General features: G+C 62.9%; 20 protein-coding genes and 1 tRNA gene. 11 read left to right on the top strand and 10 right to left on the bottom strand.

Features of this window, described 5'->3' with window-relative positions:
- Nucleotide 1: 1 nt before the first annotated feature.
- Genes AC1DSJ_RS00880 through AC1DSJ_RS00865 form a run of 4 tightly spaced genes read right to left on the bottom strand, consistent with a single transcriptional unit; the run spans nt 2 to nt 6,226 of the window.
- Nucleotides 2–1,558, bottom strand: coding sequence for an FAD-binding oxidoreductase (locus tag AC1DSJ_RS00880; RefSeq protein WP_054425081.1), 1,557 nt, complete (start codon nt 1,556–1,558; stop codon nt 2–4).
- On the bottom strand, nt 1,555–3,234 hold the full coding sequence (locus tag AC1DSJ_RS00875; protein WP_441370790.1) for a glycerol-3-phosphate dehydrogenase/oxidase: 1,680 nt from the start codon (nt 3,232–3,234) through the stop codon (nt 1,555–1,557). The genes AC1DSJ_RS00880 and AC1DSJ_RS00875 overlap by 4 nt, the downstream gene beginning before the upstream one ends.
- Nucleotides 3,231–4,772, bottom strand: coding sequence for an FGGY family carbohydrate kinase (locus AC1DSJ_RS00870; RefSeq protein ID WP_441370789.1), 1,542 nt, complete (start codon nt 4,770–4,772; stop codon nt 3,231–3,233). Before AC1DSJ_RS00870 ends, AC1DSJ_RS00875 begins: the two co-directional genes overlap by 4 nt.
- Nucleotides 4,769–6,226, bottom strand: coding sequence for an MFS transporter (locus AC1DSJ_RS00865; protein ID WP_441370788.1), 1,458 nt, complete (start codon nt 6,224–6,226; stop codon nt 4,769–4,771). The genes AC1DSJ_RS00870 and AC1DSJ_RS00865 overlap by 4 nt, the downstream gene beginning before the upstream one ends.
- Before the next feature lie 456 nt (nt 6,227–6,682).
- Here AC1DSJ_RS00865 and AC1DSJ_RS00860 point away from each other — a divergent pair, with 456 nt between their 5' ends.
- Nucleotides 6,683–6,919: a hypothetical protein gene (locus AC1DSJ_RS00860; RefSeq protein WP_054425073.1), complete on the top strand. Its 237-nt coding sequence runs from the start codon at nt 6,683–6,685 to the stop codon at nt 6,917–6,919.
- 113 nt (nt 6,920–7,032) lie between these two features.
- On the opposite strand, the gene AC1DSJ_RS00855 is transcribed toward AC1DSJ_RS00860, so the two are convergent.
- The 3 genes from AC1DSJ_RS00855 to AC1DSJ_RS00845 all read right to left on the bottom strand — a co-directional run bounded on the left by AC1DSJ_RS00855 (nt 7,033) and on the right by AC1DSJ_RS00845 (nt 8,149).
- Nucleotides 7,033–7,278 carry a hypothetical protein gene (locus AC1DSJ_RS00855; RefSeq protein WP_054425071.1) on the bottom strand — a complete coding sequence of 82 codons (246 nt, stop codon included), beginning with the start codon at nt 7,276–7,278 and terminating at the stop codon, nt 7,033–7,035.
- 165 nt (nt 7,279–7,443) lie between these two features.
- A complete protein-coding gene (locus AC1DSJ_RS00850) occupies nt 7,444–7,647 on the bottom strand; it encodes a cold-shock protein (RefSeq protein ID WP_175169550.1) in 204 nt (67 codons plus the stop codon).
- 415 nt (nt 7,648–8,062) lie between these two features.
- Nucleotides 8,063–8,149 (bottom strand) — tRNA-Leu (locus tag AC1DSJ_RS00845).
- 47 nt (nt 8,150–8,196) lie between these two features.
- Here AC1DSJ_RS00845 and dapC point away from each other — a divergent pair.
- The 9 genes from dapC to AC1DSJ_RS00800 all read left to right on the top strand — a co-directional run bounded on the left by dapC (nt 8,197) and on the right by AC1DSJ_RS00800 (nt 19,885).
- On the top strand, nt 8,197–9,393 hold the full coding sequence (gene dapC, locus AC1DSJ_RS00840; protein WP_054425069.1) for a succinyldiaminopimelate transaminase: 1,197 nt from the start codon (nt 8,197–8,199) through the stop codon (nt 9,391–9,393).
- Between the two features lie 24 nt (nt 9,394–9,417).
- The gene (gene dapD, locus AC1DSJ_RS00835; RefSeq protein ID WP_054425067.1) at nt 9,418–10,239 is read left to right on the top strand and encodes a 2,3,4,5-tetrahydropyridine-2,6-dicarboxylate N-succinyltransferase; all 822 of its coding nucleotides are present in this window, start codon (nt 9,418–9,420) and stop codon (nt 10,237–10,239) included.
- Entirely contained in the window at nt 10,240–11,379 is a 1,140-nt protein-coding gene (gene dapE / locus AC1DSJ_RS00830; protein ID WP_441370787.1) for a succinyl-diaminopimelate desuccinylase, read from the top strand. It abuts the gene before it with no gap.
- Nucleotides 11,380–11,468: 89 nt separating this feature from the next.
- Nucleotides 11,469–12,365 (top strand): 50S ribosomal protein L3 N(5)-glutamine methyltransferase, encoded by an 897-nt coding sequence (prmB, locus tag AC1DSJ_RS00825; RefSeq protein WP_054425063.1) that lies wholly within the window; start codon nt 11,469–11,471, stop codon nt 12,363–12,365.
- The gene (locus AC1DSJ_RS00820; RefSeq protein WP_441370786.1) at nt 12,362–14,296 is read left to right on the top strand and encodes an ABC-F family ATP-binding cassette domain-containing protein; all 1,935 of its coding nucleotides are present in this window, start codon (nt 12,362–12,364) and stop codon (nt 14,294–14,296) included. The genes prmB and AC1DSJ_RS00820 overlap by 4 nt, the downstream gene beginning before the upstream one ends.
- A gap of 126 nt (nt 14,297–14,422) precedes the next feature.
- Nucleotides 14,423–14,911 carry an RNA polymerase sigma factor gene (locus AC1DSJ_RS00815; RefSeq protein WP_175169347.1) on the top strand — a complete coding sequence of 163 codons (489 nt, stop codon included), beginning with the start codon at nt 14,423–14,425 and terminating at the stop codon, nt 14,909–14,911.
- Nucleotides 14,911–15,837: a FecR family protein gene (locus AC1DSJ_RS00810; RefSeq protein ID WP_441370785.1), complete on the top strand. Its 927-nt coding sequence runs from the start codon at nt 14,911–14,913 to the stop codon at nt 15,835–15,837. Before AC1DSJ_RS00815 ends, AC1DSJ_RS00810 begins: the two co-directional genes overlap by 1 nt.
- 122 nt (nt 15,838–15,959) lie before the next feature.
- On the top strand, nt 15,960–18,593 hold the full coding sequence (locus tag AC1DSJ_RS00805; RefSeq protein WP_441370784.1) for a TonB-dependent receptor plug domain-containing protein: 2,634 nt from the start codon (nt 15,960–15,962) through the stop codon (nt 18,591–18,593).
- A gap of 137 nt (nt 18,594–18,730) precedes the next feature.
- On the top strand, nt 18,731–19,885 hold the full coding sequence (locus tag AC1DSJ_RS00800; protein ID WP_441370783.1) for a cytochrome-c peroxidase: 1,155 nt from the start codon (nt 18,731–18,733) through the stop codon (nt 19,883–19,885).
- 65 nt (nt 19,886–19,950) lie between these two features.
- On the opposite strand, the gene AC1DSJ_RS00795 is transcribed toward AC1DSJ_RS00800, so the two are convergent.
- Genes AC1DSJ_RS00795 through AC1DSJ_RS00785 form a run of 3 tightly spaced genes read right to left on the bottom strand, consistent with a single transcriptional unit; the run spans nt 19,951 to nt 23,758 of the window.
- On the bottom strand, nt 19,951–20,256 hold the full coding sequence (locus AC1DSJ_RS00795) for a chorismate mutase (RefSeq protein WP_054425052.1): 306 nt from the start codon (nt 20,254–20,256) through the stop codon (nt 19,951–19,953).
- Between the two features lie 2 nt (nt 20,257–20,258).
- Complete coding sequence (locus AC1DSJ_RS00790) at nt 20,259–22,553, bottom strand: UvrD-helicase domain-containing protein (RefSeq protein WP_054425050.1); 2,295 nt, start codon at nt 22,551–22,553, stop codon at nt 20,259–20,261.
- A complete protein-coding gene (locus AC1DSJ_RS00785; RefSeq protein ID WP_054425049.1) occupies nt 22,550–23,758 on the bottom strand; it encodes a DesA family fatty acid desaturase in 1,209 nt (402 codons plus the stop codon). Before AC1DSJ_RS00785 ends, AC1DSJ_RS00790 begins: the two co-directional genes overlap by 4 nt.
- Before the next feature lie 447 nt (nt 23,759–24,205).
- On the opposite strand from AC1DSJ_RS00785, the gene AC1DSJ_RS00780 reads away from it, so the two are divergent.
- Nucleotides 24,206–24,514: a hypothetical protein gene (locus tag AC1DSJ_RS00780; RefSeq protein ID WP_245636376.1), complete on the top strand. Its 309-nt coding sequence runs from the start codon at nt 24,206–24,208 to the stop codon at nt 24,512–24,514.
- Nucleotides 24,515–24,527: the final 13 nt, after the last annotated feature.

Genomic DNA, 24,527 nt, shown 5'->3' with positions numbered 1-24,527 from the left:
GTTATCGATCTTCCTGATCGTAAAAGCGCTGATCGCTCAAGCCCAGCTTGCCAGGGTTGAGTATGTTCTGCGGGTCCAGCGCGCGCTTGACCGTGCGCAGCACGTCGAACGCGCCGCCCAGCGATTCCTGCATGTAAGGCGCGCGCAGCAGACCCACGCCATGGTGATGGCTGAGCGCGGCATTATATTTAATCAGCACCGCGTTGGCCGCATCCCAAGCGGCCCGATACCACTGGCCGCGCCGCTCGACCTCGACATCGCCGCGCAAAGAAAAATACAGGCAGGCGCCGTCGACATAGGCGTGCGACTGATGCGCCGATCCGGCCAGCGTGCCGGGCACGGCATTCACCGCGTCCACCACCTCGGTATAGATGGCCGCCAGGTCGCTCCAACGGCCCGACATTTCCAGCGTGTCGGCAACGAACCCCGGGCTGCGCTTGAAGCCTTCTGCGCTTTTCCCCGTGAGATAGCGCGTTTCCAGCCAGCGCTCAAAGATGGCGTCGCCATCCAGCTTTTCGCCCAGTTCTTCGCACACGCCTTCGCTGATTTCCATGACGGCGTCCACCATCTGGCGCGCGCCCTCGTCAGCCACCAGCAGCACGTTCAGATCGGGGCGATTGAACTGCACGCCGCTTTCCAATTCGTCATACAAACGCAGCGCGGCCGGGTTGGCGCCGCGCTGCATGATTTCGCGGCATGCATCCAGGCCGATGGCGAAGGTCTTGAAACCGTAGGCGATGGCGCGGCCGTAGTCAGGCAAGCGGTGCAGCTTCAGACGCAGGCGCACGATCACGCCCAGCGTGCCTTCCGACCCGATGAACATCTGCTGCACGTCACCGCCCACCGCCGCACGCGAGTACCCGCCCACGGTGATGAGGCTGCCGTCCGCCAGCACCACGTCCATGCCAAACACCATGTCTTCGATCTTGCCGTAGCGCGTGGACAACTGCCCTGCCCCGCGGCACGCCGCCCAGCCGCCCACCGTGCTGATGCCAAACGACGACGGCCAGTGGCCCATCGTCAAGCCGTATTCATTCTGGATGGTCTCTTCGAACACGTCACCGAACATGCCGGCCTCGACGTCAACGATCTGGCTTTCGCGGTCTACGCCGATCAGTTTGTTCAGCTGGCACACATCCAGCACGATGCCCCCGCGCACGGGCAAGGCCGCGCCCGTGACGTTGCTTCGGCCCGCTGACACCGTGACGGGAATGGCGTCCGCGTGCGCAATGCGCATCACGGCTTGCACCTGCTCAACCGTCGATACCGTCACGATCACCGCTTGCGGCGTGGCGGGCTTGCCGCCCGTTTCCGTCACCATCGAACCGGCCCACCAGTCACGCGTCCACGTCACGACGTCGGCGGTTGCCGTCAACACATCGTCGGCCACATGGCGCAGCGCATCGATCTGTGCATCGGTGACGCGCACGGGCTTGCGTTGCAGCCCGGGTTCCGTGCCGGTGGCCGTGAGCGTGGCGGCATAGGCCGGCGGCGTATGCGCCCCCACCACGTAGTTGCCACGGTTGTAGCCGCGCTTGATGGCTTCTTTGCTGATCATTCTTTGTCTCCCATGAGTACGGATTTTTCGTGCTGGATGGCAGCCAGGTAGTCGCTCACCTGCTGCGCGATGGTGGCAGGCGGCAAACCGAGTTCCGCCTGCAAGAGTTGTCCGACGCGTTCGGCGGCGCGCGCGGAAGCGTCACGCGCCATCAGGCGCGCCCGCATGCGCCGCGAAAGCACGTCTTCGACGGTGCCGGCCAGTTCATGGCGCACCGCATAAAGCACCTCGGCTTCGGTGTAGGGCAAGCCTTCGACAATGGGCGCAAGCAGCGCGGGCTGCGCCTGCATCAAGTCGCTGACGAAGCGCGCCTCGGTGCCGTAGCGTTCACCCAGATGCGCCGACATGCCACCCGAGGCCACAATGGCCTGCGGGTCGTAGCCCGCCGCGCCCAGCAGATACGCCTTCTTGGTGACGCAGGCGTTGCGCTGGCCCAGCACCTGCTGCGCCGCGTCGATCGTCTGTTCAGCCATGTGCCGGGATGTGGTCAGCTTGCCGCCCACTATCGTGACCAAGCCGTCGGCGGCCACGCGGATTTCGTGATTGCGCTTGATCTCCAGAGTCTTGCCGCCAGGTGGCGCAACCAATGGCCGGCACCCGGCAATGCTGCCCACGACGTCCTCGGCTTGCAGGTCCGTCTTCAACGCGGAGCGCGCGCCTTCCAGCAGGAAGTCCAGCTCGCGGCGCGTGCAGTACACGTCGTCAAGATCGCCTTCGTAGTCTTCGTCCGTCGTGCCCAGGTACGACACGTCGCCCCAGCGCGTGATGGTGGCGCGGCGGCTGCGGCCCGGCACCGGGATGGTCACGGTGCAATCGTTGCGGATCTTCATCCACGGCACCGCCACGTGCACCCCTTTGGCCGGGCGCACATGCAAGGCAGGCTGCTCGCCAGTCTTGGCGCCCGTCCAATCGCGCAGCCAGACGCCCGTGGCCATGATGACCACGCGTGCGCGAGCGCGAATTTCGCGTTCGCCAGCCTGGATGACGGCGCCATCCACCTTGCCGTGCGTATCGCGCGTGACGGCTGTCGCCTTGGCATGGTTGATGACAGTCGCGCCGTGAAAGGCCGCCGTGCGCGCGACCGCCAGCGTGAGCCGGGCGTCGTCCACGCGGGCGTCGTAATACAGAAAGCCGCCCAACAAGCCTTCTTCCTTGAACGTCGGGCAATGCGAAAGCACTTCTGCCGCCGTCAGCTTCTGATGCAGGATGCCTTCACGCCAGCCGCCCGCCACGTCATACGTCCATAGCAGGCTTTCAAAGGCCTTGGACAAACGCTTGTCGAACACGCCATCGCGTTCCAGGATGGGAAACAGAAACGGCAGGCGCTGCACCAGGTGCCGCGCATTGCGCCGCAGCCGCTGGCGTTCATGCAGCGAATGGCGCACCAGACCCAGGTTTCCCTGTTCGATATAGCGCAGTCCGCCATGCACCATCTTGGAGGATTTCGATGATGTGCCGGATGCGAAATCGTCTTTTTCCACCACGGCCACGCGATAGCCGCGCAGGCTGGCGTCCAGTGCGGCATACACGCCGGTGATGCCGCCACCGATGATAAGGATGTCGAATTGCTCACTGCCCAACCGGTCCAATTGCTCCTGGCGTATCAGGCGTAACGGTTCGGTGCTGGTCATGTCGGCCCGGTCCTTGCTGGGCCTTCTGGATAGCCAACCGATCATTTCTGCAATGCCTCCTCGTTGTCCTGCTTGAATTGCTTCACGTGGCCCAGCTCCGACCCCACGCGGGCGTGCCACAAGGCGCGGCGGTGCGCGCGTTCCGATGCATTGGCCAGCGGGTGGAATACGGCGTCGGCCACGATGGTTTTGCGGGCATCTTGCAGCGACGGCCAAAGCAAACCCGATGCCCCTGCCAGGTAGGCGATACCGCGCAGGCTGGCGCGGTCCGCCTCCTGCATGCGGCGAATGGGAATGCCGATCAGGTCCGCCTGAATCTGCAGCAGCGGGTCGCTGCGCGACAGGCCGCCGCCCACCACCAATTCCGACACCCGCACGCCCGACGCTTCTTCATCCGCTTCGATGCAGCTGGCGACCGAATGCGCAATGCCTTCCAGAATGGCGTAGGCCACTTCGGCCTGCGTGGTGGCCATTGACACGCCGGTAAGCGACGCGCGCGCACCGGTTTCCATGCGCGGGACGCGCAAGCCCGTCAACGCCGGCACGAAGGTGACGCCTTGCGACGACGTCACCGTTTGCGCCAACGCGCTGATCTCGTGCGCGTCCTTGAACCACTTCAGCTTTTCGCAGACCCAGTCCAACGCGGAACCCGTGGTTGCCACAAAGGTCTCGACGGCAAAGTGCGACGCGCCATTCTGGCGGCGCGCCGTCATCGTCAGCGAACCATCCGCCATGCCGGGATGGGCAGGCGGTTCGGTGCCGACGATCAGGTCCACGAAGCTGCCGGTGCCATGCACGCACATCGCCTGCCCGCGGTCCAGGCAACCCAGCCCAATCGCGCCCGCGTGTTGATCCCCCGCCGAGGCCAGGATCGGAACATCGATGCCCAGGACGTCCGAGCGGGTACGCCCGAAGTCGTCGGCATCCTGGCGCAAGACGGGCAAGAGTTCATGCGGAAAGCCCAGCTCCTGCACCCATTCCAGGTAGTAGCGATGGTCGGCCAGCACATAGGCGCCGGCTGACGTGGCGTTAGTGGGCGTGGTCACGCATTCCCGGCGTTGCGAAAAATGCCAGAGCAGCCAGGTGTCGACGGTACCGAACGCCAGGCGTTTCTCCGCCCAGGCGCGGGCGACGTCCGGCGTGTCGCGCAGGTGACGCGCAGCCCACAGGTACAGCGAACGCACACCGACAGGACGGCCCACGCGATCACGCAGGCGCGCATCCCACTCAGGCGCCATCTGCGACAGCTCGTCCACAAAACGCGTGTCCTGCCAGACCATGGCCGGCACCAGCGCCCGGCCCGTCTGCGTGTCCCACAACACGGCCGTGGCGCGTTGCGTGGCGAGCGCCAGCGCAACGATCTCCTGGCCATCGGCCTGGGCCTGCGCGATAGCGCTGCGGCAAACGTCAATGGTTCGATCCAGGATCTCGTTGGCGTCCTGCTCCACAACACCCGGCCGCGGCGACTCCACATGCAGCGTCTGGTATTGCAGGCAAGACACATGGCCATCGGCCGCGACGGTGGCCGCCCGCGTGCCGGACGTGCCTTCGTCAATGGCCAGAATTACTTTTTTATTCATCATCGCGAGGCTTTCCCAATGACGGGGTTCAAGGCGGGCAGCACGGCGTCGTCTTTGAACTGCGGCGCGCCGGCTTCGTTATCCGGGTTGATGGGGGTGCGGGTGGGGTCCCACTTGATCACGAAGCAAATAATGCTGGCGACTAGCGGCACGACAGACAGGATGAGGAAGGTCTTTTCCAGCCCGTAGTTTTCGCGGAACAGCGGAAAAATCAGCAGCCCGATCGCGGCGCCCGTGGAACCCAGCGCGCCGATGATGCCGTTGGCGCCCGCGCGCAGCTCGCTGCGGAACGACAGCGACGACAGGCTCTTGCCATTGGCGCCCGGCCCGCCCGAGTGGAACAAAATGAACTGCGACGGCACCACAACGGCCAGCCACAGCGGCATCTTGCCGTGGAAGGTACCCAGAATCAGCAGCATCAGGAACACAGCCGCAAAGCCGAACGCCGACGCGCGCCGCAGGCCCAGCTTGCGGCCGATGTACGGCGACAGAAAGCCGCCGAAGATGCCGAACACGTTGAACACCAGCGCGCCAATGGTCGCGAAGACAAAGTCCTTGCCGAACAGTGCGGCGCTAATCAGCGGCAGATACCAGCCCACCGCGAAATACTGGATCGACTGGCCGATCTGGACCGTGGCGGCAAGAATGGTGCGCGGCAGGTAGACGCCGCGAAAGATCAGCAGCACGTTAGCGATACCGCGCTTGGCCTGGTTCGTGACAGGAATGCGCTCATGCAGGGGCGCGGCGGCGAATGGCTGCTCGTAGATCTTGGTCATGGCCAGCGCCGCTTGCTCCACGCGCTCTTTGCGCGCCAGCCAGATCGGGCTTTCAACCATGTAGCTCAGTTGCAGCACCAGAATCACGACGGCAAAAATGGCCGTGGCCGCAACCGAATACCGCCAGATCGAATCACCCACGTCCCACGAGAAAAACAGCAAGGCCAGCAGCAGGTTCGTGCAGACCGCCGTGTACCACATGCCCTGCCAGGTGTTCAGCCGGCTCTTGAACTTCACTGGCGTGAACTCGGCCAGCACGGCCATGGCAATCGCGAAGTCAATGCCATACGCCGCGCCGACAAAGAAGCGGCCCACCAGGATGACTTCGAAACTGGGCGCAAACATCACCAGCAGGGCGCCGATGACGGCCAGGAACTTCGCGATGATCAACGGCCGGATGCGGCCCCACCGATCCGCCATCCAGCCCCCGATGGGGTTGAACGCAATGGCAACCCAGGCAGCGAACGACGTCATCAACGCGACTTGACCGGCTTTCAAGCCCAGGTCGCGCGTCATGGGCCCCAAGCCCGCGCTCAGTGCAGAGTTTGCGAAGGCGTCCAGGAACAGGCCGCCCAACGCCAGCCACCATATCAGGCCGGCTCGGCCAGTAATACCCGGGCGTGAATCAATAAAAGCGATGACATCGTCGATGCCACGTATTTTTACGGTCGATGATTGCACAGTCGTCTCCTCTTGGAATTATTTCTGTAAGAGGTCGACGCAAACTGCACGCAATAAAAGACCACCCTACAGATGGTCTTTTATCTAAATCTGTGCGGTGACTTTATGGGTTGCGCTTGGGGGTGTCAAGGCATCCAGGCATCAGGACAAACCCTATTTCCCGCGGATTTTTTCGGCACTGGAAAAGTATCCAAAGTCGCTTAAAAGTATATGGAACGGCGAATTTTTATATCTTTTTCTCTTTATTTTTCAATGACTTGCAATAACTATTTAAGCTGTCAAACTACGCCCGCTCTTTGATCTTGCCTTCCCTGCGCAGGCCTCGATATTCGAAGCCAGCCCAATCACTGAATAACAAAAAAAACACATCGTGGCCCGACGTGATACTCACGCGCGCCATGCGGGCGCTCGCCCGTTTCAGTCTCGCAACCCTCGCGTTTCACCAAGGAGAAACCCATGCGTTTAATCACCGATCAAGAACTCAGCAATATGTCGACGGAAAATAAGCGTCGCCGCCATCACGAGCTGGATAAGAAGTTGTCGGTGGCCGCCGACCGGGGCTGGGCATGCGCGCATCGCATCGAAGCCAGCCGCGCAAAAGTCCATGCGGCAATTTTGATGGACGTGGAACTGGGCCGTGACGTCGAGCCCAAAACCGAGAAGCGCCGCGACCGCATCAAGGTCAAGAACTGAGTGAAGGCTTCCAGAGGCCTATACGGCGTGTGTGATTGGGGCGTTGTGCACACCCCGAAAGCCGAAGGCCTCTGGACCACGTTCGAATCAATCTGAAGCGCATACGCCCAGCGTCAGATGCTCAACCAGGTCACAAGCGGCGATAGCGATAGCAACAGGCCGAGCCAGGCAATTTTGCTATTCGATTGGTGGATGGCATAAAAGCCGAAGGCCAGCCCGGGCAACCCGGGAATCAATTCAAAGATGATGTACGGCCAAAGGCCCAGGTGCATCACCACCCACCAGTGCAGGAAGGCGGTCGCAGCGCCGCAGATCAGCGCGCAGACACTAGAGAACGACCAGCCCAGATCGCGCAGCATCCTGACACCCCACAAACGGTTGATCGAGCCCGGATGTTACCGGACGGGGATGCTGCGAGGTAGCGATACTGCCGCCCAAAACGAAAGGGCCGAATCCAATGTTTCAAAGGATTCGGCCCCACACGAGCTACCAAGCTGCCTGCTTTACAGCAAGCAGCTCAGTGCTTAAATCGATTTGATCATTGTCGCCTGAGGACCTTTTTGTCCTTGGCCGGCAACGAATGAAACGCGCTGATTCTCTTCTAGAGATTTGTGCCCGTCACCCTGAATTTCCGAGTAATGCGCAAAGAGGTCTTTACCACCAAGTTCCGGCGAGATGAAGCCGTAGCCCTTGTCATTGTTAAACCACTTCACGATACCTGTTTCAATCTTCAATGTAAGTCCTAGATGTTCAGGGAAAAAATATTCCCGGGCAGACTATGGGCGCTTGGGGGCAGTAAAGATATAACCGTTTCCAAATGATACATGTGCCCTCGCCTCTCGGGCGGCCGCGAGATGGATGCCGCCGAGTATCTTTACGCAAAGGCGTCAGCATGCCCGCATCCTTCGGATGCGCAACAAATGGGCCCAAAGAACGGGGCCATGATCATCGGCGACTACGGGAAATGGATGCCGACCGCTGATCCCGGTGCCTAAGGCAAGGCCGTGGGCCTGTGGCGGGAAAAGCGGGCATCAAGGACAAGTGCTACGGTGACATGCTGGAGCCAGAACGGCCCCAAAACACTTCCCAGATTCCAGATCAACGGAGCTAAAAACCTAAGCCGTTGATCTCATTGGGAAAAAGTGGTGCGAAGGAGGGGACTCGAACCCCTACACCTGTTACGGCGTCAGGACCTAAACCTGGTGCGTCTACCAATTTCGCCACCTTCGCTAAAGGTCAAGCCCGCTATTGTAGCTTGCTTGTTAAAATCTTGCGTCATGAATCCGCGCCTCGATGCTTTACACCCCTATCCGTTCGAAAAATTGCGTGCGTTGCTGGCTTCCGCCGCCGCGCAACAGAACGGTCTGACGCCCATCAACTTGTCGATTGGCGAGCCTAAACACGCCGCGCCGGAGCGTATTGCGCAAGCGATACGCGACCATATGGGCGGGCTGTCGGTGTACCCGTCGACCAAGGGCGACCCCGCGTTGCGGCAGGCGATTGCCGGCTGGCTGGCGCGCCGCTACAGCATCCCCGCCCCCGACGCCGACACGCAGGTGCTGCCCGCGCTGGGCTCGCGTGAAGCCCTGTTCGCTTTTACGCAGACGGTGATTGACCCGTCGGCCGGGTCGGTGGTGATCTGCCCCAACCCGTTCTATCAAATCTACGAAGGCGCCACGCTGTTGGCGGGCGCCACGCCCTACTTCGTCAACGCCGACCCGCTGCGCAATTTTTCCAGCGACTGGAATCAGGTGCCGGACGACGTTTGGAAGAAGACGCGCCTGGTGTTCGTGTGCTCGCCGGGCAACCCGGCGGGCAACGTGATGTCGCTGGACGAATGGGAAACGCTCTTCAAGCTGTCTGACCGCTACGGCTTCGTGATTGCGTCAGACGAGTGCTATTCCGAAATCTACCTGGACGAAGGCGATGCGCCGCTGGGCAGCCTGCAAGCCGCGCGCCGCTTGGGCCGGGACGACTACCGCAATCTGGTGGCGTTCTCCAGCCTGTCCAAGCGGTCCAACGTGCCGGGCCTGCGCTCGGGTTTCGTGGCGGGCGACGCTGCGCTGATTGGGCGCTTCCTGCTGTACCGCACGTATCATGGCAGTGCGATGAGCCCGCTGGTGTCCGCGGCCAGCATCGCCGCCTGGACGGACGAGGCGCACGTAAAAGACAACCGCCGCCTGTACCGTGAAAAGTTCGACGCGGTCGTGCCCATCCTGGAAAAAGTGCTGGATGTGTCACGCCCGAAAGCGTCTTTTTACCTATGGGCGGCCACGCCGGGCTCGGATACGGCGTTTGTGCGCGACCTTTATGGCCGCACCGGTGTTACCGTTCTGCCGGGCAGCTTCCTGGCGCGGGAAGCGCATGGCGTGAACCCCGGCCACGGCCGCATCCGCATTGCGTTGGTGGCGCCTTTGGCTGACTGCGTACAGGCAGCCGAACGCATCGCCCATTTTGTACATACTTCTGTTTGATCAACCTTTAAAAGCTGAGCCGATATGACTCTCGACCTGCAGACCACCATCGAAAAAGCCTGGGACGACCGGGCCAACCTGTCGCCCGTCGACGTCAGCGCCGAAGTGCGCGAAGCGGTGGAACACACCATCGACGGCCTGGATCTGGGCCGCTTGCGCGTGGCCGAGAAAATCAACGACGACTGGGTTGTGCACCAGTGGATCAAGAAGGCCGTGCTGCTGTCGTTCCGCCTGAACGACAACGCCATCATGGGCCAGGCCCCGCTGCAGTTCTACGACAAGGTGCCGCTCAAGTTCTCGGAATACGGCGACAACGCCTTCAAGCAAGGCGGCTACCGCGTGGTTCCGCCGGCCGTCGCCCGCCGCGGCGCCTTCATCGGCCGCAACGTCATCCTGATGCCCTCCTACGTGAACATCGGCGCCTACGTCGATGAAGGCACGATGGTCGACACCTGGGCCACCGTCGGTTCGTGCGCCCAGATCGGCAAGAACGTCCACCTGTCGGGCGGCGTGGGCATCGGCGGCGTGCTGGAACCCCTGCAAGCCAACCCCACCATCATCGAAGACAACTGCTTCATCGGCGCCCGTTCGGAAGTCGTGGAAGGCGTGGTCGTGGAAGAAAACTCGGTGCTGGCCATGGGCGTGTTCCTGTCGCAAAGCACCAAGATTTTTGATCGCGCCACCGGCAAGATCACCTATGGCCGCGTGCCCTCGGGTTCGGTCGTTGTTCCGGGTTCGCTGCCGTCGGCCGATGGCTCGCACAGCCTGGCTTGCGCCGTCATCGTCAAGCGTGTTGACGCGCAAACGCGCGCCAAGACCAGCATCAATGATTTGCTGAGGGCGTAAATGAGCACGTCAGCCGTACTGGATCTGGTCAAGGACCTGATCGCCCGCCCGTCGGTCACGCCGGCGGATGAAGACTGCCAGGCGGCGCTTGCCGCCCGGCTCGAGCGCATCGGCTTCACGTGCGAGACCATCGCACAGGGCGGCGTCACCAATCTGTGGGCCCGGCGCGGAAGCGCCGCGCCGCTGACCGTGTTCGCCGGTCACACCGACGTGGTGCCTCCGGGTCCGCGCGAAAAGTGGGATAGCGATCCGTTCGTGCCCACTGAACGCGACGGCTGGCTGTACGGCCGCGGGGCGGCCGACATGAAAAGCTCGATCGCCGCCTTCGTGGTGGCGGCCGAGGAGTTCGTGGCGGCCCACCCGCAACATGACGGTTCGATCGCGCTGCTGATCACGTCCGACGAAGAAGGCCCGTCCATCGACGGCACCGCCATCGTCTGCGACGCGCTGAAAGCACGCGGCGAACAGCTGGACTACTGCATCGTCGGCGAGCCGACCTCGGGCGACGTGCTGGGTGACACCTGCAAGAATGGCCGCCGCGGCTCGTTGTCGGGCAAGTTGACGGTCAAGGGCATCCAGGGCCACGTGGCCTACCCGCATCTGGCGCGCAACCCGGTGCACCAGTTGTCGCCGGCGCTGGCCGAGATCGTCAGCATTGAATGGGACCAGGGCAACGAGTACTTCCCGCCCACGACGTTCCAGGTGTCGAACCTGAACTCGGGCACCGGCGCCACGAACGTGGTGCCTGGCGAAGCGGTTGCGCTGTTCAACTTCCGTTTCTCGACGGCCAGCACGCCTGAAAGCCTGAAGGCCCGCGTGCATGCGGTGCTGGACAAGCACGGCCTGGAATACGACCTGGACTGGGACTTGGGCGGCGAGCCGTTCCTGACCCCGCGCGGTTCGTTGACGGACGCGCTGGTGCAGGCGATTCACGCCGAAACGGGCGTGACCGCCGAACTGTCCACCACCGGTGGCACGTCTGATGGCCGCTTCATCGCCAAGATCTGTCCGCAAGTGATTGAGTTCGGTCCGGGCAACGCCACGATCCACAAGGTCAACGAACGCGTTGAAGTGGCCTCGTTGGAACCCCTGAAGAACATCTATCGGCGCACGCTGGAAAACCTGCTGCTGCCCAAGTAAAACGCCGCTACGCGGACGCTCTGCCCCCCTTTCAGAGGGGGGTGTTTTTTCCCGGCCCGGCATGCTGAACCGGGAACAAAAGGCCTGTTATGTATCAATCCGCCCGCCAAGAACTGCACACCCTGCGCGACCTCATCCGCTACGGGGTGTCGCGCCTGAATGGCGCCCAGGTGGCGCTGGGACACGGCAGCGACAACGCCTGGGACGAGGCGGTCTACCTGACGCTGCACGCCCTGCACCTGCCGCTGGACACGCTGGAACCGTTCCTGGACGCCCGCGTCGTCCGTGAAGAGCGCGACCGCGTGCTGGATCTGCTGGAACGCCGCGTCACCGAACGCGTGCCGGCCGCCTACCTCACCAACGAGGCCTGGCTGCGCGGTCACCGCTTTTACGTGGACAAGCGCGTCATCGTGCCGCGCTCGCCCATCGCCGAACTGCTGGACCAAGGGCTGTCGCCCTGGGTGCAGGACGCAACGGCCGTGGAAAACGTGCTGGACATGTGTACCGGTTCGGGCTGCCTGGCCATCCTGTCGGCCATGGCCTTCCCCTACGCGCATGTTGACGCGGTGGACGTGTCGGCTGACGCGCTGGAAGTCGCCCGCCGCAACGTGGACGACTACGGCCTGCAAGACCGTCTGGACCTGCACGAAAGCAATCTGTTCGACAGCCTGCCCGCGTGCCAGTACGACGTCATCATCTGCAATCCGCCCTATGTGAACAGTGGTTCCATGGACGTGCTGCCGCAGGAATACCGCCACGAACCGCATCTGGCGCTGGCCGGCGGCGAAGACGGCATGGACCTCGTGCGGCGCATTCTGGCGGCGGCTCCTCAGTACCTGACGCCCGACGGCGTGATCGTGCTGGAGATCGGCCACGAGCGCGACTTCTTCGAAGCCGCCTTCCCGCAGCTGTCGCCCGTCTGGCTGGATACGGAAGAAGCGTCCGACCAGCTTCTGCTGCTGACCCGAGAGCAACTCACCCTGTGATACGCGCTACTGGATTGACCCTGCGCCGCGGCACGAAAGTGTTGTTGGACGGCGCTGAATTCGTCGTGCACCCGGGCGAGCGCGTAGGCATCGTCGGCAAGAACGGCGCGGGCAAGTCATCGCTGTTCGCGCTGTTGACGGGCGCGCTGGACCTGGACGCCGGCAATGTGAACCTGCCGGCTGGCTGGCGCATTGCCAGCGTCAAACAAGAGCTCGACGCCGACAACCGCCCTGCCCGCGAATTCGTCATCGACGGCGACACGCACCTGCGCGAATTGCAGGCGCGCCGCGCCGAATTGACGGACGACCAAGGCACGCAGATTGCCGAAGTGGAAGCCGCGCTGATCGAAGCCGGCGCCTGGAGCGCGGCCTCGCGCGCCGAGCAACTGCTGGCCGGCCTGGGCTTCAAGCCCAGCGAATGGATGCTGCCCGTTGAGAGCTTCTCGGGCGGCTGGCGCATGCGTCTGGCGTTGGCCAGCGCGCTGATGGCGCCGTCGGAATTGCTGCTGCTGGACGAACCCACCAACCACTTGGATCTGGACGCAATGCTGTGGCTGGAGAAATGGCTGGGCGCCTATCCAGGCACCGTCATGCTGATCTCCCACGACACCGAGTTTCTGGACGCGGTGGCCAAGTCCATCCTGCATTTCGACCACGCCAAGCTGGTGCGCTATCGCGGCGGCTATGGCGACTTCCTGACGCAACGCGCCGAGCGCCTGCGCCAGACCAATATCGCCTACGAACGCCAGACCCGCGAATCCGCGCGCCTGCAAGGGTTCATCGACCGCTTCAAGGCCAAGGCCTCGAAAGCCAAGCAGGCGCAAAGCCGCGTGAAGGCGCTGGCGCGCATGCAGGTGCTGGCGCCACTGCACGCCGAAGCCGGCATTGATATCCGCATCCCCTCGCCCGATCAGGTGCCTGACCCGCTGCTCACGCTTGAGCATCTGTCGGCCGGTTATACGGATGCGGCGGGCAATGCGATTCCCATCCTGCGCGACGTGACCTTGATGGTCCGCGCGGGCAGCCGCGTGGGTGTGCTGGGCGCGAACGGCGCTGGCAAGAGCACGCTGATCAAGACGCTGGCGGAAGAAATTCCTGTGCAGGCGGGCGAACGCCGCGCCTCGCGCGGACTGGCCATCGGCTACTTCCATCAGCACCAGCTGGACATGCTGGACGTGGACAGCACGCCGATTGCCCACCTGGCGCGGCTGGCGCCCGAAACGCGCGAGCAAGAGCTGCGCAATTACCTGGGCGGTTTCGGCTTTTCAGGCGACACCGTCACCAGCAAAGTCGGCCCGATGTCGGGCGGCGAAAAGGCACGTCTGGCGCTGTCGCTGATCGTCTGGCAAAAGCCCAACCTGCTGCTGCTGGACGAACCCAGCAACCACTTGGACGTCGAAACCCGCGAGGCCCTGGCCGCCGCGTTGGCCGACTTTGGCGGCAGCATGCTGCTGGTCTCGCACGACCGGCACCTGCTACGCACAACCGTGGACAGTTTCTGGATTGTCGCGGATGGCGCCGTGCGCGAATTCGACGGCGACCTCGAAGACTATCGAGACTGGCTGGCCGCCCGCAACGCCGGCGAACGCGCAGAAGCCGCTCGCGAAAGCGCAGAAAGCGGCGAACCGGTCGTGGACCGCAAGGCCCAACGCCGGGCCGAAGCCGAACAGCGCCAACGCCTGTCCGCCCTGCGCAAGCCGCTGGAATCGAAGCTGGCCAAGGTCGAGACCGAGATGGAAAAACTGCGCGCCAAACTGCACGCGCTGGACGCCATCATTGCCGACGCGGACTTGTATTCCGATGCACGCCGCGCGGAACGCCAAAAGGTCATGGCCGAGCATGGCGAACACGGCAAACGCATGGACGAGCTCGAAGAGCAATGGCTTGAAATCCAGGGTTCTCTGGAAGAGATCGACCAGAGCGAAGCCTGAAGCACGGCGATGGACGGGCGGGTTTGCCCGCCATCCATCGCTGATGTTTTCTATCTATTAATAATAACCATTATCATTTATACTTCGTCGCGAATTTGACTCCATCTGGCGCCGGACGCCAGCGACATGTCGACGCTTACGGACGTATTTCTCCGCCATTACCGCGAACTGCTGGGCTTTCTCTCGATGCGCACGGGTTCGCGCGATGTGGCCCAAGACTGCGCGCAAGACACCTGGATCAAACTGGCGGAATTCAACGACCGCACCCGCCCGGACAATGACCGCGCGTACGTATTTCGGGTGGCCGCGAACATTGCCACTGACTGGCACCGCCGCCGCACACGAGAAATGTCGGCCACCGCTGACTACGCCGCCGCCCAGCCCGTGGCCTTTGCGGCCGACACCTTCGACATCGCCTCGGCCAATCAGATCTTGCGCCGCCTGGAAACGGCCCTGCTCGCCCAGCCCCGGCGCAGCCTGGACGTCTTCGTGCTGCATCGCCATGAAGGGCTGACGTATCGCGCGATTGCCGAACGTTTTGGCATATCAATCAGCGCCGTCGAAAAGCACATGATGCGCATCCTGCTGGCCTGCGATGTGGCGTTGGCCCACTGATGGCCACGTCCCGCACGCGCCCCGCCAACCCGGTTGAAGAAGCGTCACGCTGGGTTATCCGGCATAGCGGCCAGCGCCTGGACGATGCGGAGCATGCGGCGTTTGAAGCCTGGTATCGAGCGGATGCCCAACACGCAGCGGCGTATGACCGCTTGTCTCGGCTGTGGCGGCGCATGGGTGAAATTGACCGCGGCAAGCTCGCCAAGCGCCCCGCCCGCAAGCTGCGCGCAACTGCCATGCTGGCGTTGCTGACGGCTGCGTTTGCGGGCTGGTTCGGGTCAACCAACCCGGCGCAGCAAGCTGATTATCTGGCCGGCTACAGCGTCTTGCCGGTCACCCTGCCCGACGGTTCAACCGTGGTGCTGGACGCGCACAGCGCGCTGGCGGTGGACTACGCCCATGGCCGGCGGCAAGTCCGGTTGCTGGCGGGCCGCGCGCATTTCGAACCGACGCCCCGCCAAGACGGCATGGCGCCGTTCTCCGTCCTTACCCGCGACGCTTCCGCCACGGCGCTTGGCACGCGGTTCACCGTTGCCGTGCAAGACGATGAAACCCGGGTCGCCGTGCAATCGCATCAGGTCGCGGTGCGCTGCCTGCCTTGCGCCGACGATCAGGGCGTGACGTTGTCAGCGGGCGAAGCCGTCGAGGTGTCCAAGGCGGGCGTGAAGCACCGCGCTGAAGCCGGCACCGCAGCGCCCGGCTGGACGCGTGGCCTGTTGAGCTTTGACGATGTGCCCTTGCCGGCCGCCGTACAGGCGCTGGCGCGTTACAGCGGCAAGCACATCGTGGTGATGGGCGATGCAGCCCGGGCGCAACGCGTATCAGGCACGGCCAATGTGGCGGACACCCGCCGCGCGCTTGAGCTGTTGTTGGCCCAGACGCCGGTGCAGGTGACGGATCTGCCTGGTTTGCTGATCTTGCGTTAGCGCGCGCCGTGCGGTTCTCAATTGGTAAATGAGAATCGATATAAATTATTCATCACGAATTTGATGAGGGGTTTGGGCAGTGCCGACGTCCTACGGCTGACATTACTGCTTAGGACTTACGCATGTCTTCCCGCCCTTCCCTCCGCCGCCTGCCCGCTGGCGCAGCCGCCCTGGCCACCTTGAGCCTGGTGCTGACACTGGCGAACCCGGCGCTGGCCCAAACGCGCGCCACGCCTGTCACGTTCGACATTCCCGCTCAGGCGCTGGGTTCCGCCCTGCTTGCGCTGGGGCAGCAGGCCAACCTGGAAGTGTCGTTCGTGCCGGCGGCCGTTGCAGGCAAATCGGCGCCCGCATTGCATGGCACCTTGTCGCCACTGGACGCGCTGGACCAGTTGCTGCGCGGCTCGGGTCTCGCCCTGCGCAGTGATGGCCCGGGCCGCTACATCATCTACGTCGACAAGACCAACCAGTTTTCGGCGCTGCGGCTGGACGCGGTGAAGGTCTATGGCGAGCACAGCGACGAACGCGTCTACACGCAGGAAGAGATCGCCACCACGCCGACCGCCAACCAGGACCTGACATCGCTGGTGGCCACCCACCCCGCCGTGCGAACGAACGCAACGGCCAATGGTTCAACGAACCGTGGCTCGATGAATGTGGAAGATATCTCCTTCCACGGCTCCAGCCCGTATCAGAACCTGTTCCAGATCGACGGCATGGATGCGACCAACCGCGTTGATCCCGCCAGCAAAAACCTGAACTTGCAGATCGGCAACATCCCTAGCAATTCGCAGTCGTACTTCGTGGACACGAACCTGCTGGGCGAAGTGCGCGTGATGGACAGCTTTGTGCCCGTGGAATATGGCCGCTTCACCGGCGGCGTGGTGGATGCCCGCCTGCGCCGGCCAACGGGTGAAAACCATCTGCAACTGGACTATCGCTGGAACACGTCGAAAATGACCCAGCAGAAGATTGCCGAAGGCGATGAGAATGGATGGGGCCAGGGCAAGCCGGGCTTTTCGCCGGAATGGAAGAAGCGCTTCTATACCGCCATTGGCGACATCGCCATCAATGACAAAACCGGCGCGGTGCTGAGCATGTCGCGGCGCGAATCCAGCATCAGGCGGTGGAACATGGGGGTAGATGCCGACCAGCCCACGCAAGGCGAAGATAACTACACCGACCGCATCGACAACTTCCTGGGCAAGTTCACGGTGCGCGCCACGGCCAATACCATTTCCGACCTGACCCTGAAGTACAGCGACCGCCGCGAAACGCTGGCGAGCGACACGTTCCGGAACACGCAATGGGATAACACGCACGCAGCGCGCGGCATCGGCTGGAACCTGGACCACGCCTTCCAGGGCGGCCGCGCATCCGTGCAGGCGGGTTGGGACAATGCACTTAGCAACCGGTCATCCGACGCCACCGAGCTTGTCACGCACAAATTCCCGTCCATTCCCCTATTCACCACGGGGGGCTACGGCAAAGAACAGAAGGAACAGGACACCTGGACATTGAAAGGCCGGATTGACCTGGACCCGATGCGCACCGGCCCCTTCACCCATACGCCCTATGCGGGCATAGACGTGCAGCGCGTTGCGGTGAATTTCGAGCGCTTCAGCGATTCGTATTCGTACATTGCCACGCACCTGCCCAACGGCACCGAACGTCAGGCAAGCAAGGTGCACAACATTCAGGGCACGGTTGCGACGAAGTACAACACGGCGTCCGTCTACCTGTCAGACCGCGTGGAGTTGGGCCGCGTAGCCCTCACCGGCGCCCTGCGCGCCGACCGAGAAACCTTCCTGAACAACACCAATGTGTCGCCACGCACACGGTTGGACTGGGACGCGTTCGGCGACGGCAATACGGTGGTCAGCGGCGGCTGGGCCCGCTACTACGGGTCCGACGTGCTGAACATTGCGCTGGAAGAACGCATCAACACGCTGCGGCGCCAAGTGTTGGATCGCTATGGCAACCCGGTGGCCGACGGCTCCAAGCCGTACTACGTGTCGTACGAGGGTTTGCGCACGCCGTATGACGACGAGTGGGCGCTGTCGGTCAGGCAGCGCATGGGCAGCATGGAAGGCGTTGCCGCCTACGTGCACCGCAACGGCCGCGACCAGGTGAGCAAGTCGGGCGACAGCGTACAGGGCTATCGCTATCTGAATGATGGCAAGTCCACCACCGACACCATCAGCCTCACGCTGCGCACGCTGGAACCGTGGCGGCTGATGGACACGCGCTGGACGGCGCGCGCCGACTGGAGCTATCAGAAGCGCAAGGTCAACGCAGATCTGGTCGAAGGCTATGAGGGCGGCGCGCGTGACCCGGACGAGTACATTCTTTATGACGGCGAACGCATGCGCGCCATCAACCGCCCGCCGACGTCGTTCTACCAACCCCAGAAAGCGTCCGTAAGCCTGACAGGCATCTGGCCCAAGGCCGGCCTGACCTGGGATAACAGCATCCAGTGGCGCAGCTCGCGCATGTCGTCGGTATATGTGGGCTATGGCCCGCGCCCGGAATCGCTGCAAAGCTACCGCAGCGCCCGTCTGGCGTCGTACTGGACGTGGGACACGCGGCTGATTTGGGAACCCACGTTTGCGCGCAACGTTGCCTTCACGGTGGATGTTCTGAACGTCTTGAACAAGACGCCTGCAATTACCGCCACGAACCCGAATCTGTCGACCAACCGAAGCACTTATCAGGTCGGCCGCGAGATCTGGGTCCAAGCGAGTTACCGCTTCTGATGCGCCGCACTCCTATTCGACGTGGTCTCTTGGGCGCGGCGTTTGTTGTCGCCATGGGTGGGGGGCTGGCTGTGCGGGCGGAGCCAGCGGACTCGTCCGGCGCTGGCTTCGATGGCGGGCCATGGAACATTGCCTGCTTGCGCACGCAATATGCCGGCCCGGCCAGCCACTGGCCTGCGCCGAACATTGATGCCGGCATCGCGTGGACCGAATGGACCACCGTGCCGCCGCCCAGCGCGCCGCCATCGACATGGCTGGCGGCCAATGCCGGCCGAACGCAGCTGGCAGAAGACATTCAGAAGCCCGACGTCGTGGCCTTGGGGCAAATGTTGTTCTTCGACGCGCACCTGTCTCGCAAGGGTCAGGTGTCATGCGCGTCCTGTCATCAACCGCAACGCGCCTTCACGGACGGGCGTCCGCTTGCCGTTGGTGAAGACCGCCTGATGGGGCGGCGGCGTTCAACACCCCTAATAGCTGCCCCCTTTGCACCGCGCCTGTTCTGGGATGGCCGCGCAGAATCGCTGAAAGCACAGGTGCTGGGACCCGTGCAGGACAGCCGAGAGATGAACCACGATCTGACGGACGCGATCGCCCGTCTTCGGAATTTGCCGCCGTATCCCGCACAGTTTCTCAAGGCATTCGGGCCGGGTGATGTGAGGAAGGACGAGGCGGTTGATGGTGTGGCGGTTGATGGTGTGGCGGTTGATGGTGCGGCGGTCGATGGGGTGGCGGTTGATGGCGTGACGGTTGATGGCGTGGCGGTCGATACGGCTGCGGTCGACACTGATCGGCTCGCCCGTGCGCTGGCGGCGTTCGTCGCGACGATCCGCCCACAAGCCACGCGCTTCGATGCGTTTCTGAATGGCCATCACAACGTCCTGAACGACCGCGAACTGCTGGGCCTGCATCTGTTCCGTACCCAAGCCCGATGCATGAACTGCCACAACGGCCCGCTGCTGACGGACCATCAATTCCATAACCTCGGGCTGTCGTTCTACGGCCGGCGCAATCAGGACCTGGGACGGTTTGAGGTGACGCGCGATCTTGCCGATCTTGGCACATTCCGCACCCCCAGCCTTCGCAATGTCTCGCAAGCCGGGCCGTGGATGCACAACGGCCTGTTCACAGATTTGAAGGGTCTGCTGCGCATGTACAACGCCGGCATGGGACGGGACCCGGCGCAAGCCGCGCCGCCTGACGCTTACGCGCCGCGCAAGTCCGAGCACATCCGGCCGCTGGCGCTCAGCGCGGATGACATCGACGCCTTGTTGGCGTTCTTGAACGTCTTGTAGAGAAAGGGGAAAGCGGCGTCCCGGAGTTGGCGCGAAGCCAGTCCGAAAACGCCGCTGGCCTGCCGTTACGAGTACGGGCGCTCGCGCAGGCGGGTGTGATGATCGACCACGGTGTCGATCACTTCACGCAGGATGGTTTCGGCCAAGGCAGGCGGCACGCCCGCCTCTTCGGCCAAGCGGCGGATGCGCTCGACCTGCTGGGATTCCCTGACGGGGTCCACCAGATCCATGCCGTGGTTGGTCTTCAATTCGCCGATCATGTCCGTGCAGCGGAACCGCACGCCCAGCAGCAGCATGATCTGCTGGTCGATTTCGTCGACCTCAGCGCGCAGTGACGCCAGCTCGGCTTTCGGGGACTCATTGTTAGCCATGTTTAACCCTGAACAATATCAAGCTTCGCGATACCCAGCGCCAAGGTCTTGGCGCCCACATCGCGGAACTGGATTTCTGCCTGGGCGTCCTGACCGGCGCCGCTCAAGCCAATAATCGTGCCATCGCCAAACCGCGCGTGATGCACGCCCTGACCCACACGATACTGCTTGTCGCCCACCGTGACACCGCTGGCAATGCCGCGAGGTTGACGCGGCGCAATGGTGTTGGTGGCCTTGCGGCCAAAGGCATCGCCACGGTTGCCGCCGCCCCACCCTGCGCCCGTGCTGCTGACCGGCGCCAGGCCGGCCTTGGGCGACAGCCACTTCAGATGCTCTTCGGGAATCTCATCCAAGAAGCGCGAGCGCATGGCGTAGCGCGTCTGGCCATGCAGCATCCGGCTTTGGGCCAGGCTGATGTACAGGCGTTGACGTGCGCGCGTAATCGCCACATACATCAGGCGGCGTTCTTCTTCCAGGCCGGACTGCTCAAGAATGCTGTTCTCGTGCGGGAACAGCCCCTCTTCCAGGCCGGTAATGAATACGGCGTCGAACTCCAGCCCCTTGGCGGCGTGTACCGTCATGAGCTGGACGGCGTCCTGGCCTTGCTGGGCCTGGTTGTCGCCCGCTTCCAGCGCCGCGTGGGACAGGAACCCTGCCAGCGGCGTCAGGCCGTCAGACGCCACGATGGGCGCATCGACCACGCCCGGCATCAAGGTCGACGAGGTAGCTTGTTCAGGCACCACACCGGCCGGCATACCGTCGTAATTCTCTTCGGACGCAAACACGGCGGCGGCCGTGATCAGTTCGTTCAAGTTTTCCAGCCGCTCGGCGCCTTCGCGTTCAGCCTTGTAATGGGCATTCAGACCGCTGGCTTCGAGCATGTGCTCGACCATTTCCGGCAGCGGCAAGTCGCGCGTTTCGTCGATCAGGCGATGGATCAGTTGCGCGAACTGGGCCAGGTTGGACCCGCCCTTGCCGCCCACCAACGCCACCGCTGCGTACAGGCTGGTGTCATGCGCACGGGCCGCGTCGGCCAGTTGCTCCAGCGTACGCGCGCCAATGCCGCGCGTCGGGAAATTGACGACCCGCATCCACGACGTATCGTCGTTGGGGTTGGCCATCAGACGCAGATACGCCAGCGCGTGCTTGATTTCCTGGCGTTCAAAAAAGCGTAGGCCGCCATAAACCTTGTACGGAATGCCGGCCGAGAAAATGGCGTGTTCGAGCACGCGGGACTGCGCGTTGCTGCGGTAAAGCACGGCGATCTCACGGCGCAAGCTGCCTTCGTGAATCAGCGAACGGATTTCGTCCACGATCCACTGGGCTTCCATGCCATCGGACGGCTGTTCGATGACGCGCACCGGTTCGCCTTCGCCCTGGTCCGTCCACAAGTTCTTGCCTAGGCGGCCGCTGTTGTGGCCGATGAGCGCGTTGGCGGAATCCAGGATGTGGCCAAAGGAACGGTAGTTCTGTTCCAGACGGATCACGGTGCCGTGCGCGTAGTCGCGCTCGAAGTCGGACATGTTGCCGACGTTCGCGCCACGGAAGGCGTAGATGGACTGGTCATCGTCGCCCACGGCGAAGATGGCCGCGCCGCCACCGGCCAACAGACGCAGCCACTTGTATTGCAGCGTGTTGGTGTCCTGGAACTCGTCTACCAGGATGTGGCGGAAACGGCGCTGGTAATGTTCGCGCACGGGCGCATTGCGCGACAGCAGTTCGTAGGCGCGCAACAACAGCTCGGCGAAATCCACCACGCCTTCGCGTTGGCATTGGGCTTCGTAGAGCTGATAGATCTCGATCAGGCGGCGGCGATGGGCGTCATAGGCCTCGACGTCTTGCGGACGAAGGCCCTCTTCCTTGGCGCCGTTGATGAAACGCTGTACATCGCGGGGCGGGTACTTTTCGTCGTCGACGCCATTGGCCTTCATCAGGCGTTTGATGGCGGCAAGCTGATCGGTAACGTCCAGGATCTGGAAGCTTTGCGGCAGACCGGCATCGCGATGGTGCGCACGCAGCATGCGATTGCACAGGCCGTGGAACGTGCCGATCCACAGGCCGCGCGTATCGATCGGAAGAATCGCCGACATGCGCGCCAGCATTTCGCGGGCGGCCTTGTTGGTGAACGTGACCGCGAGAAGCCCAAAAGGCGAAGCCTGGCCGGTTTGAATCAGCCAGGCCATGCGGGTGGTAAGTACCCGGGTCTTCCCGCTGCCCGCCCCGGCCAAGACCAGGGCGTGCTGCGGTTCTAACGTTACTGCGGCGCGTTGTTCAGGGTTGAGCTTCTCTAGCATCATGCCGCGTAGCGGCGCAGATGTTGAGCAAATTGCTCGAGCCCGGCGATGCCGCTTTGCTGGGCGCGCTGGCACCAGGCCTGCAGGTCATGAAGAAGCTGTTCGCTGCTGGCGCTGGAGCTTTCCCAGATGCGGCCGAGTTCGCGGCGCATCTGCACCAGGGTCGACAGCGACTTGTTCTGGGCAATGGCGCTATCCACGGCAGCCAACTGTTCCGGCTGGAGGATGTCCTCGTTGCGGTGGATGGCGCGGCGCACTTGATGCAGCTTGGTGTAGTCGCAATCCGCGTTGCCTTCCTGGCGCGAGGCCTTCAGCTTGCTCAATTCTTCACGAGCCGCGCTCTTGATCACGTCCGCATAGCGGGCCATGACTTCGTAGCGGTGGGTGATCACGCCTTGCAGCGTGCGCAGGTCGATGCCGGTGCGGGTGTCGTCCAGCTTCAGCTTCGGAGCAACCTTCTTGATCTTGGCCAGGCCAAAGAACTTCAGGATGTTGATGTAGCACCAGCCGATGTCGAACTCATACCACTTGGCCGAGAACTTGGCCGACGTGCCGTGGGCGTGGTGGTTGTTGTGCAGCTCTTCGCCGCCAATCACGATGCCCCACGGGAACACGTTGGTGCTGGTGTCCGGGCTGTTGTAGTTGCGGTAGCCCCAATAGTGGCCGATACCGTTCACGACGCCAGCCGCCCAGAAGGGAATCCAGGCCATCTGAACCGCCCACACCGTGACACCGACCGCGCCGAACAGGGCAACGTCGATGGCGAGCATGGACAGCACGCCCCACAAGCTGTGCTTGCTGTAGACGTTGCGTTCGAGCCAGTCGTCAGGCGTACCGTGGCCGAACTTGGCCATGGTTTCCTTGTTGTTTGATTCTTCGCGATACAGTTCCGCGCCGCGGAACAGCACCTTCCAGATACCGAACAGCATGGGCGAGTGAGGATCGCCTTCCTTTTCGCACTTGGCGTGGTGCTTGCGGTGAATGGCGACCCATTCCTTGGTGACCATGCCGGTCGTCATCCAGAGCCAGAAACGGAAGAAGTGCATGACAGCCGGATGCAAATCCAGACCGCGGTGCGCTTGGCTGCGATGGAGGAAGACGGTGACCGCAACAATCGTGATGTGCGTCACGACCAAGGTGAATACGACGACCTGCCACCAAGTGGCTTGGGTCAGACCGCCGGCAATGAAGGAGAGGATGTAATCCATAAAGCTGTTATGAGCCTCGCTAGATGAAGTGCCTGAAGTTTAGCTTACCTTTGTCTGCTTATGACAAGGGAGTTTCAAAATAGTTTTTGAGCGAAATCAAGGACTAAGCCCCAGTTTGAGCGCACAAAAAGCCACTCTCGCGATCCGTTCAGGCAAATCGCGAGGCCGGGCCTTGCGGACATCCGGCACTTGGGCCGGCTACCCCATGAAAGTGGGGGGTATTCGCAATGGCACCAGGTTTTGGCTACATTTCGCTACTAAAGTTCCTGTCAGCAAAGGGATTTCGTCTTGAGAACGCCACACGCGTGGCGCACACTTTCCGCCCTTACCGCAGACCAAACTGTCTCTTTTGTCCCACTGATGTCACCCAAAATGTTCCGACCCCGTTTGTTTTCCGCCATAGCCTTGCTTGGAATAGGGCTATCCGCGCCCACTGTGGCCCAGACGATGAAGTCGGGCGATGTGGTCGTGCTGGCCTCTTACTACGAGATCCGGGGGTCGGATTGCCTGGCGCTGCGAGCGCCGCGGGTGCTGATCACTCAGCAACCCCAGCTTGGCAAGGCCAGCATCGTGCAAACGCGCGGTCAATCCGCCGCGTCTGGACGCTGCGCCTATAAGGCAGTGGCGGTGTCGCAAGTGGTGTACCAGGCGGATCAGCCGGGCACCGACACCTTGGGCTGGGAAGTGAAATACCAGACCAAGGCGTTGGGCACCCGCCGCTACAGCACCACGGTCGGCGTCAAGCCGGCTCCCTGAGCCAGCGCGGCGC

The sequence above is a fragment of the Achromobacter sp. 01N37 genome (assembly GCF_056399725.1).
This window is presented reverse-complemented; position numbering and strand designations above follow the sequence as displayed.

Coding starts and splice junctions, on each gene's coding strand:
- AC1DSJ_RS00880 (WP_054425081.1), bottom strand. CDS start 1,558: ATGATCAGCAAAGAAGCCATCAAGCGCGGCTACAACCGTGGCAACTAC.
- AC1DSJ_RS00875 (WP_441370790.1), bottom strand. CDS start 3,234: ATGATCGGTTGGCTATCCAGAAGGCCCAGCAAGGACCGGGCCGACATG.
- AC1DSJ_RS00870 (WP_441370789.1), bottom strand. CDS start 4,772: ATGATGAATAAAAAAGTAATTCTGGCCATTGACGAAGGCACGTCCGGC.
- AC1DSJ_RS00860 (WP_054425073.1), top strand. CDS start 6,683: ATGCGTTTAATCACCGATCAAGAACTCAGCAATATGTCGACGGAAAAT.
- AC1DSJ_RS00855 (WP_054425071.1), bottom strand. CDS start 7,278: ATGCTGCGCGATCTGGGCTGGTCGTTCTCTAGTGTCTGCGCGCTGATC.
- dapC (WP_054425069.1), top strand. CDS start 8,197: ATGAATCCGCGCCTCGATGCTTTACACCCCTATCCGTTCGAAAAATTG.
- dapD (WP_054425067.1), top strand. CDS start 9,418: ATGACTCTCGACCTGCAGACCACCATCGAAAAAGCCTGGGACGACCGG.
- dapE (WP_441370787.1), top strand. CDS start 10,240: ATGAGCACGTCAGCCGTACTGGATCTGGTCAAGGACCTGATCGCCCGC.
- prmB (WP_054425063.1), top strand. CDS start 11,469: ATGTATCAATCCGCCCGCCAAGAACTGCACACCCTGCGCGACCTCATC.
- AC1DSJ_RS00815 (WP_175169347.1), top strand. CDS start 14,423: ATGTCGACGCTTACGGACGTATTTCTCCGCCATTACCGCGAACTGCTG.
- AC1DSJ_RS00810 (WP_441370785.1), top strand. CDS start 14,911: ATGGCCACGTCCCGCACGCGCCCCGCCAACCCGGTTGAAGAAGCGTCA.
- AC1DSJ_RS00805 (WP_441370784.1), top strand. CDS start 15,960: ATGTCTTCCCGCCCTTCCCTCCGCCGCCTGCCCGCTGGCGCAGCCGCC.
- AC1DSJ_RS00795 (WP_054425052.1), bottom strand. CDS start 20,256: ATGGCTAACAATGAGTCCCCGAAAGCCGAGCTGGCGTCACTGCGCGCT.
- AC1DSJ_RS00790 (WP_054425050.1), bottom strand. CDS start 22,553: ATGATGCTAGAGAAGCTCAACCCTGAACAACGCGCCGCAGTAACGTTA.
- AC1DSJ_RS00785 (WP_054425049.1), bottom strand. CDS start 23,758: ATGGATTACATCCTCTCCTTCATTGCCGGCGGTCTGACCCAAGCCACT.
- AC1DSJ_RS00780 (WP_245636376.1), top strand. CDS start 24,206: ATGAAGTCGGGCGATGTGGTCGTGCTGGCCTCTTACTACGAGATCCGG.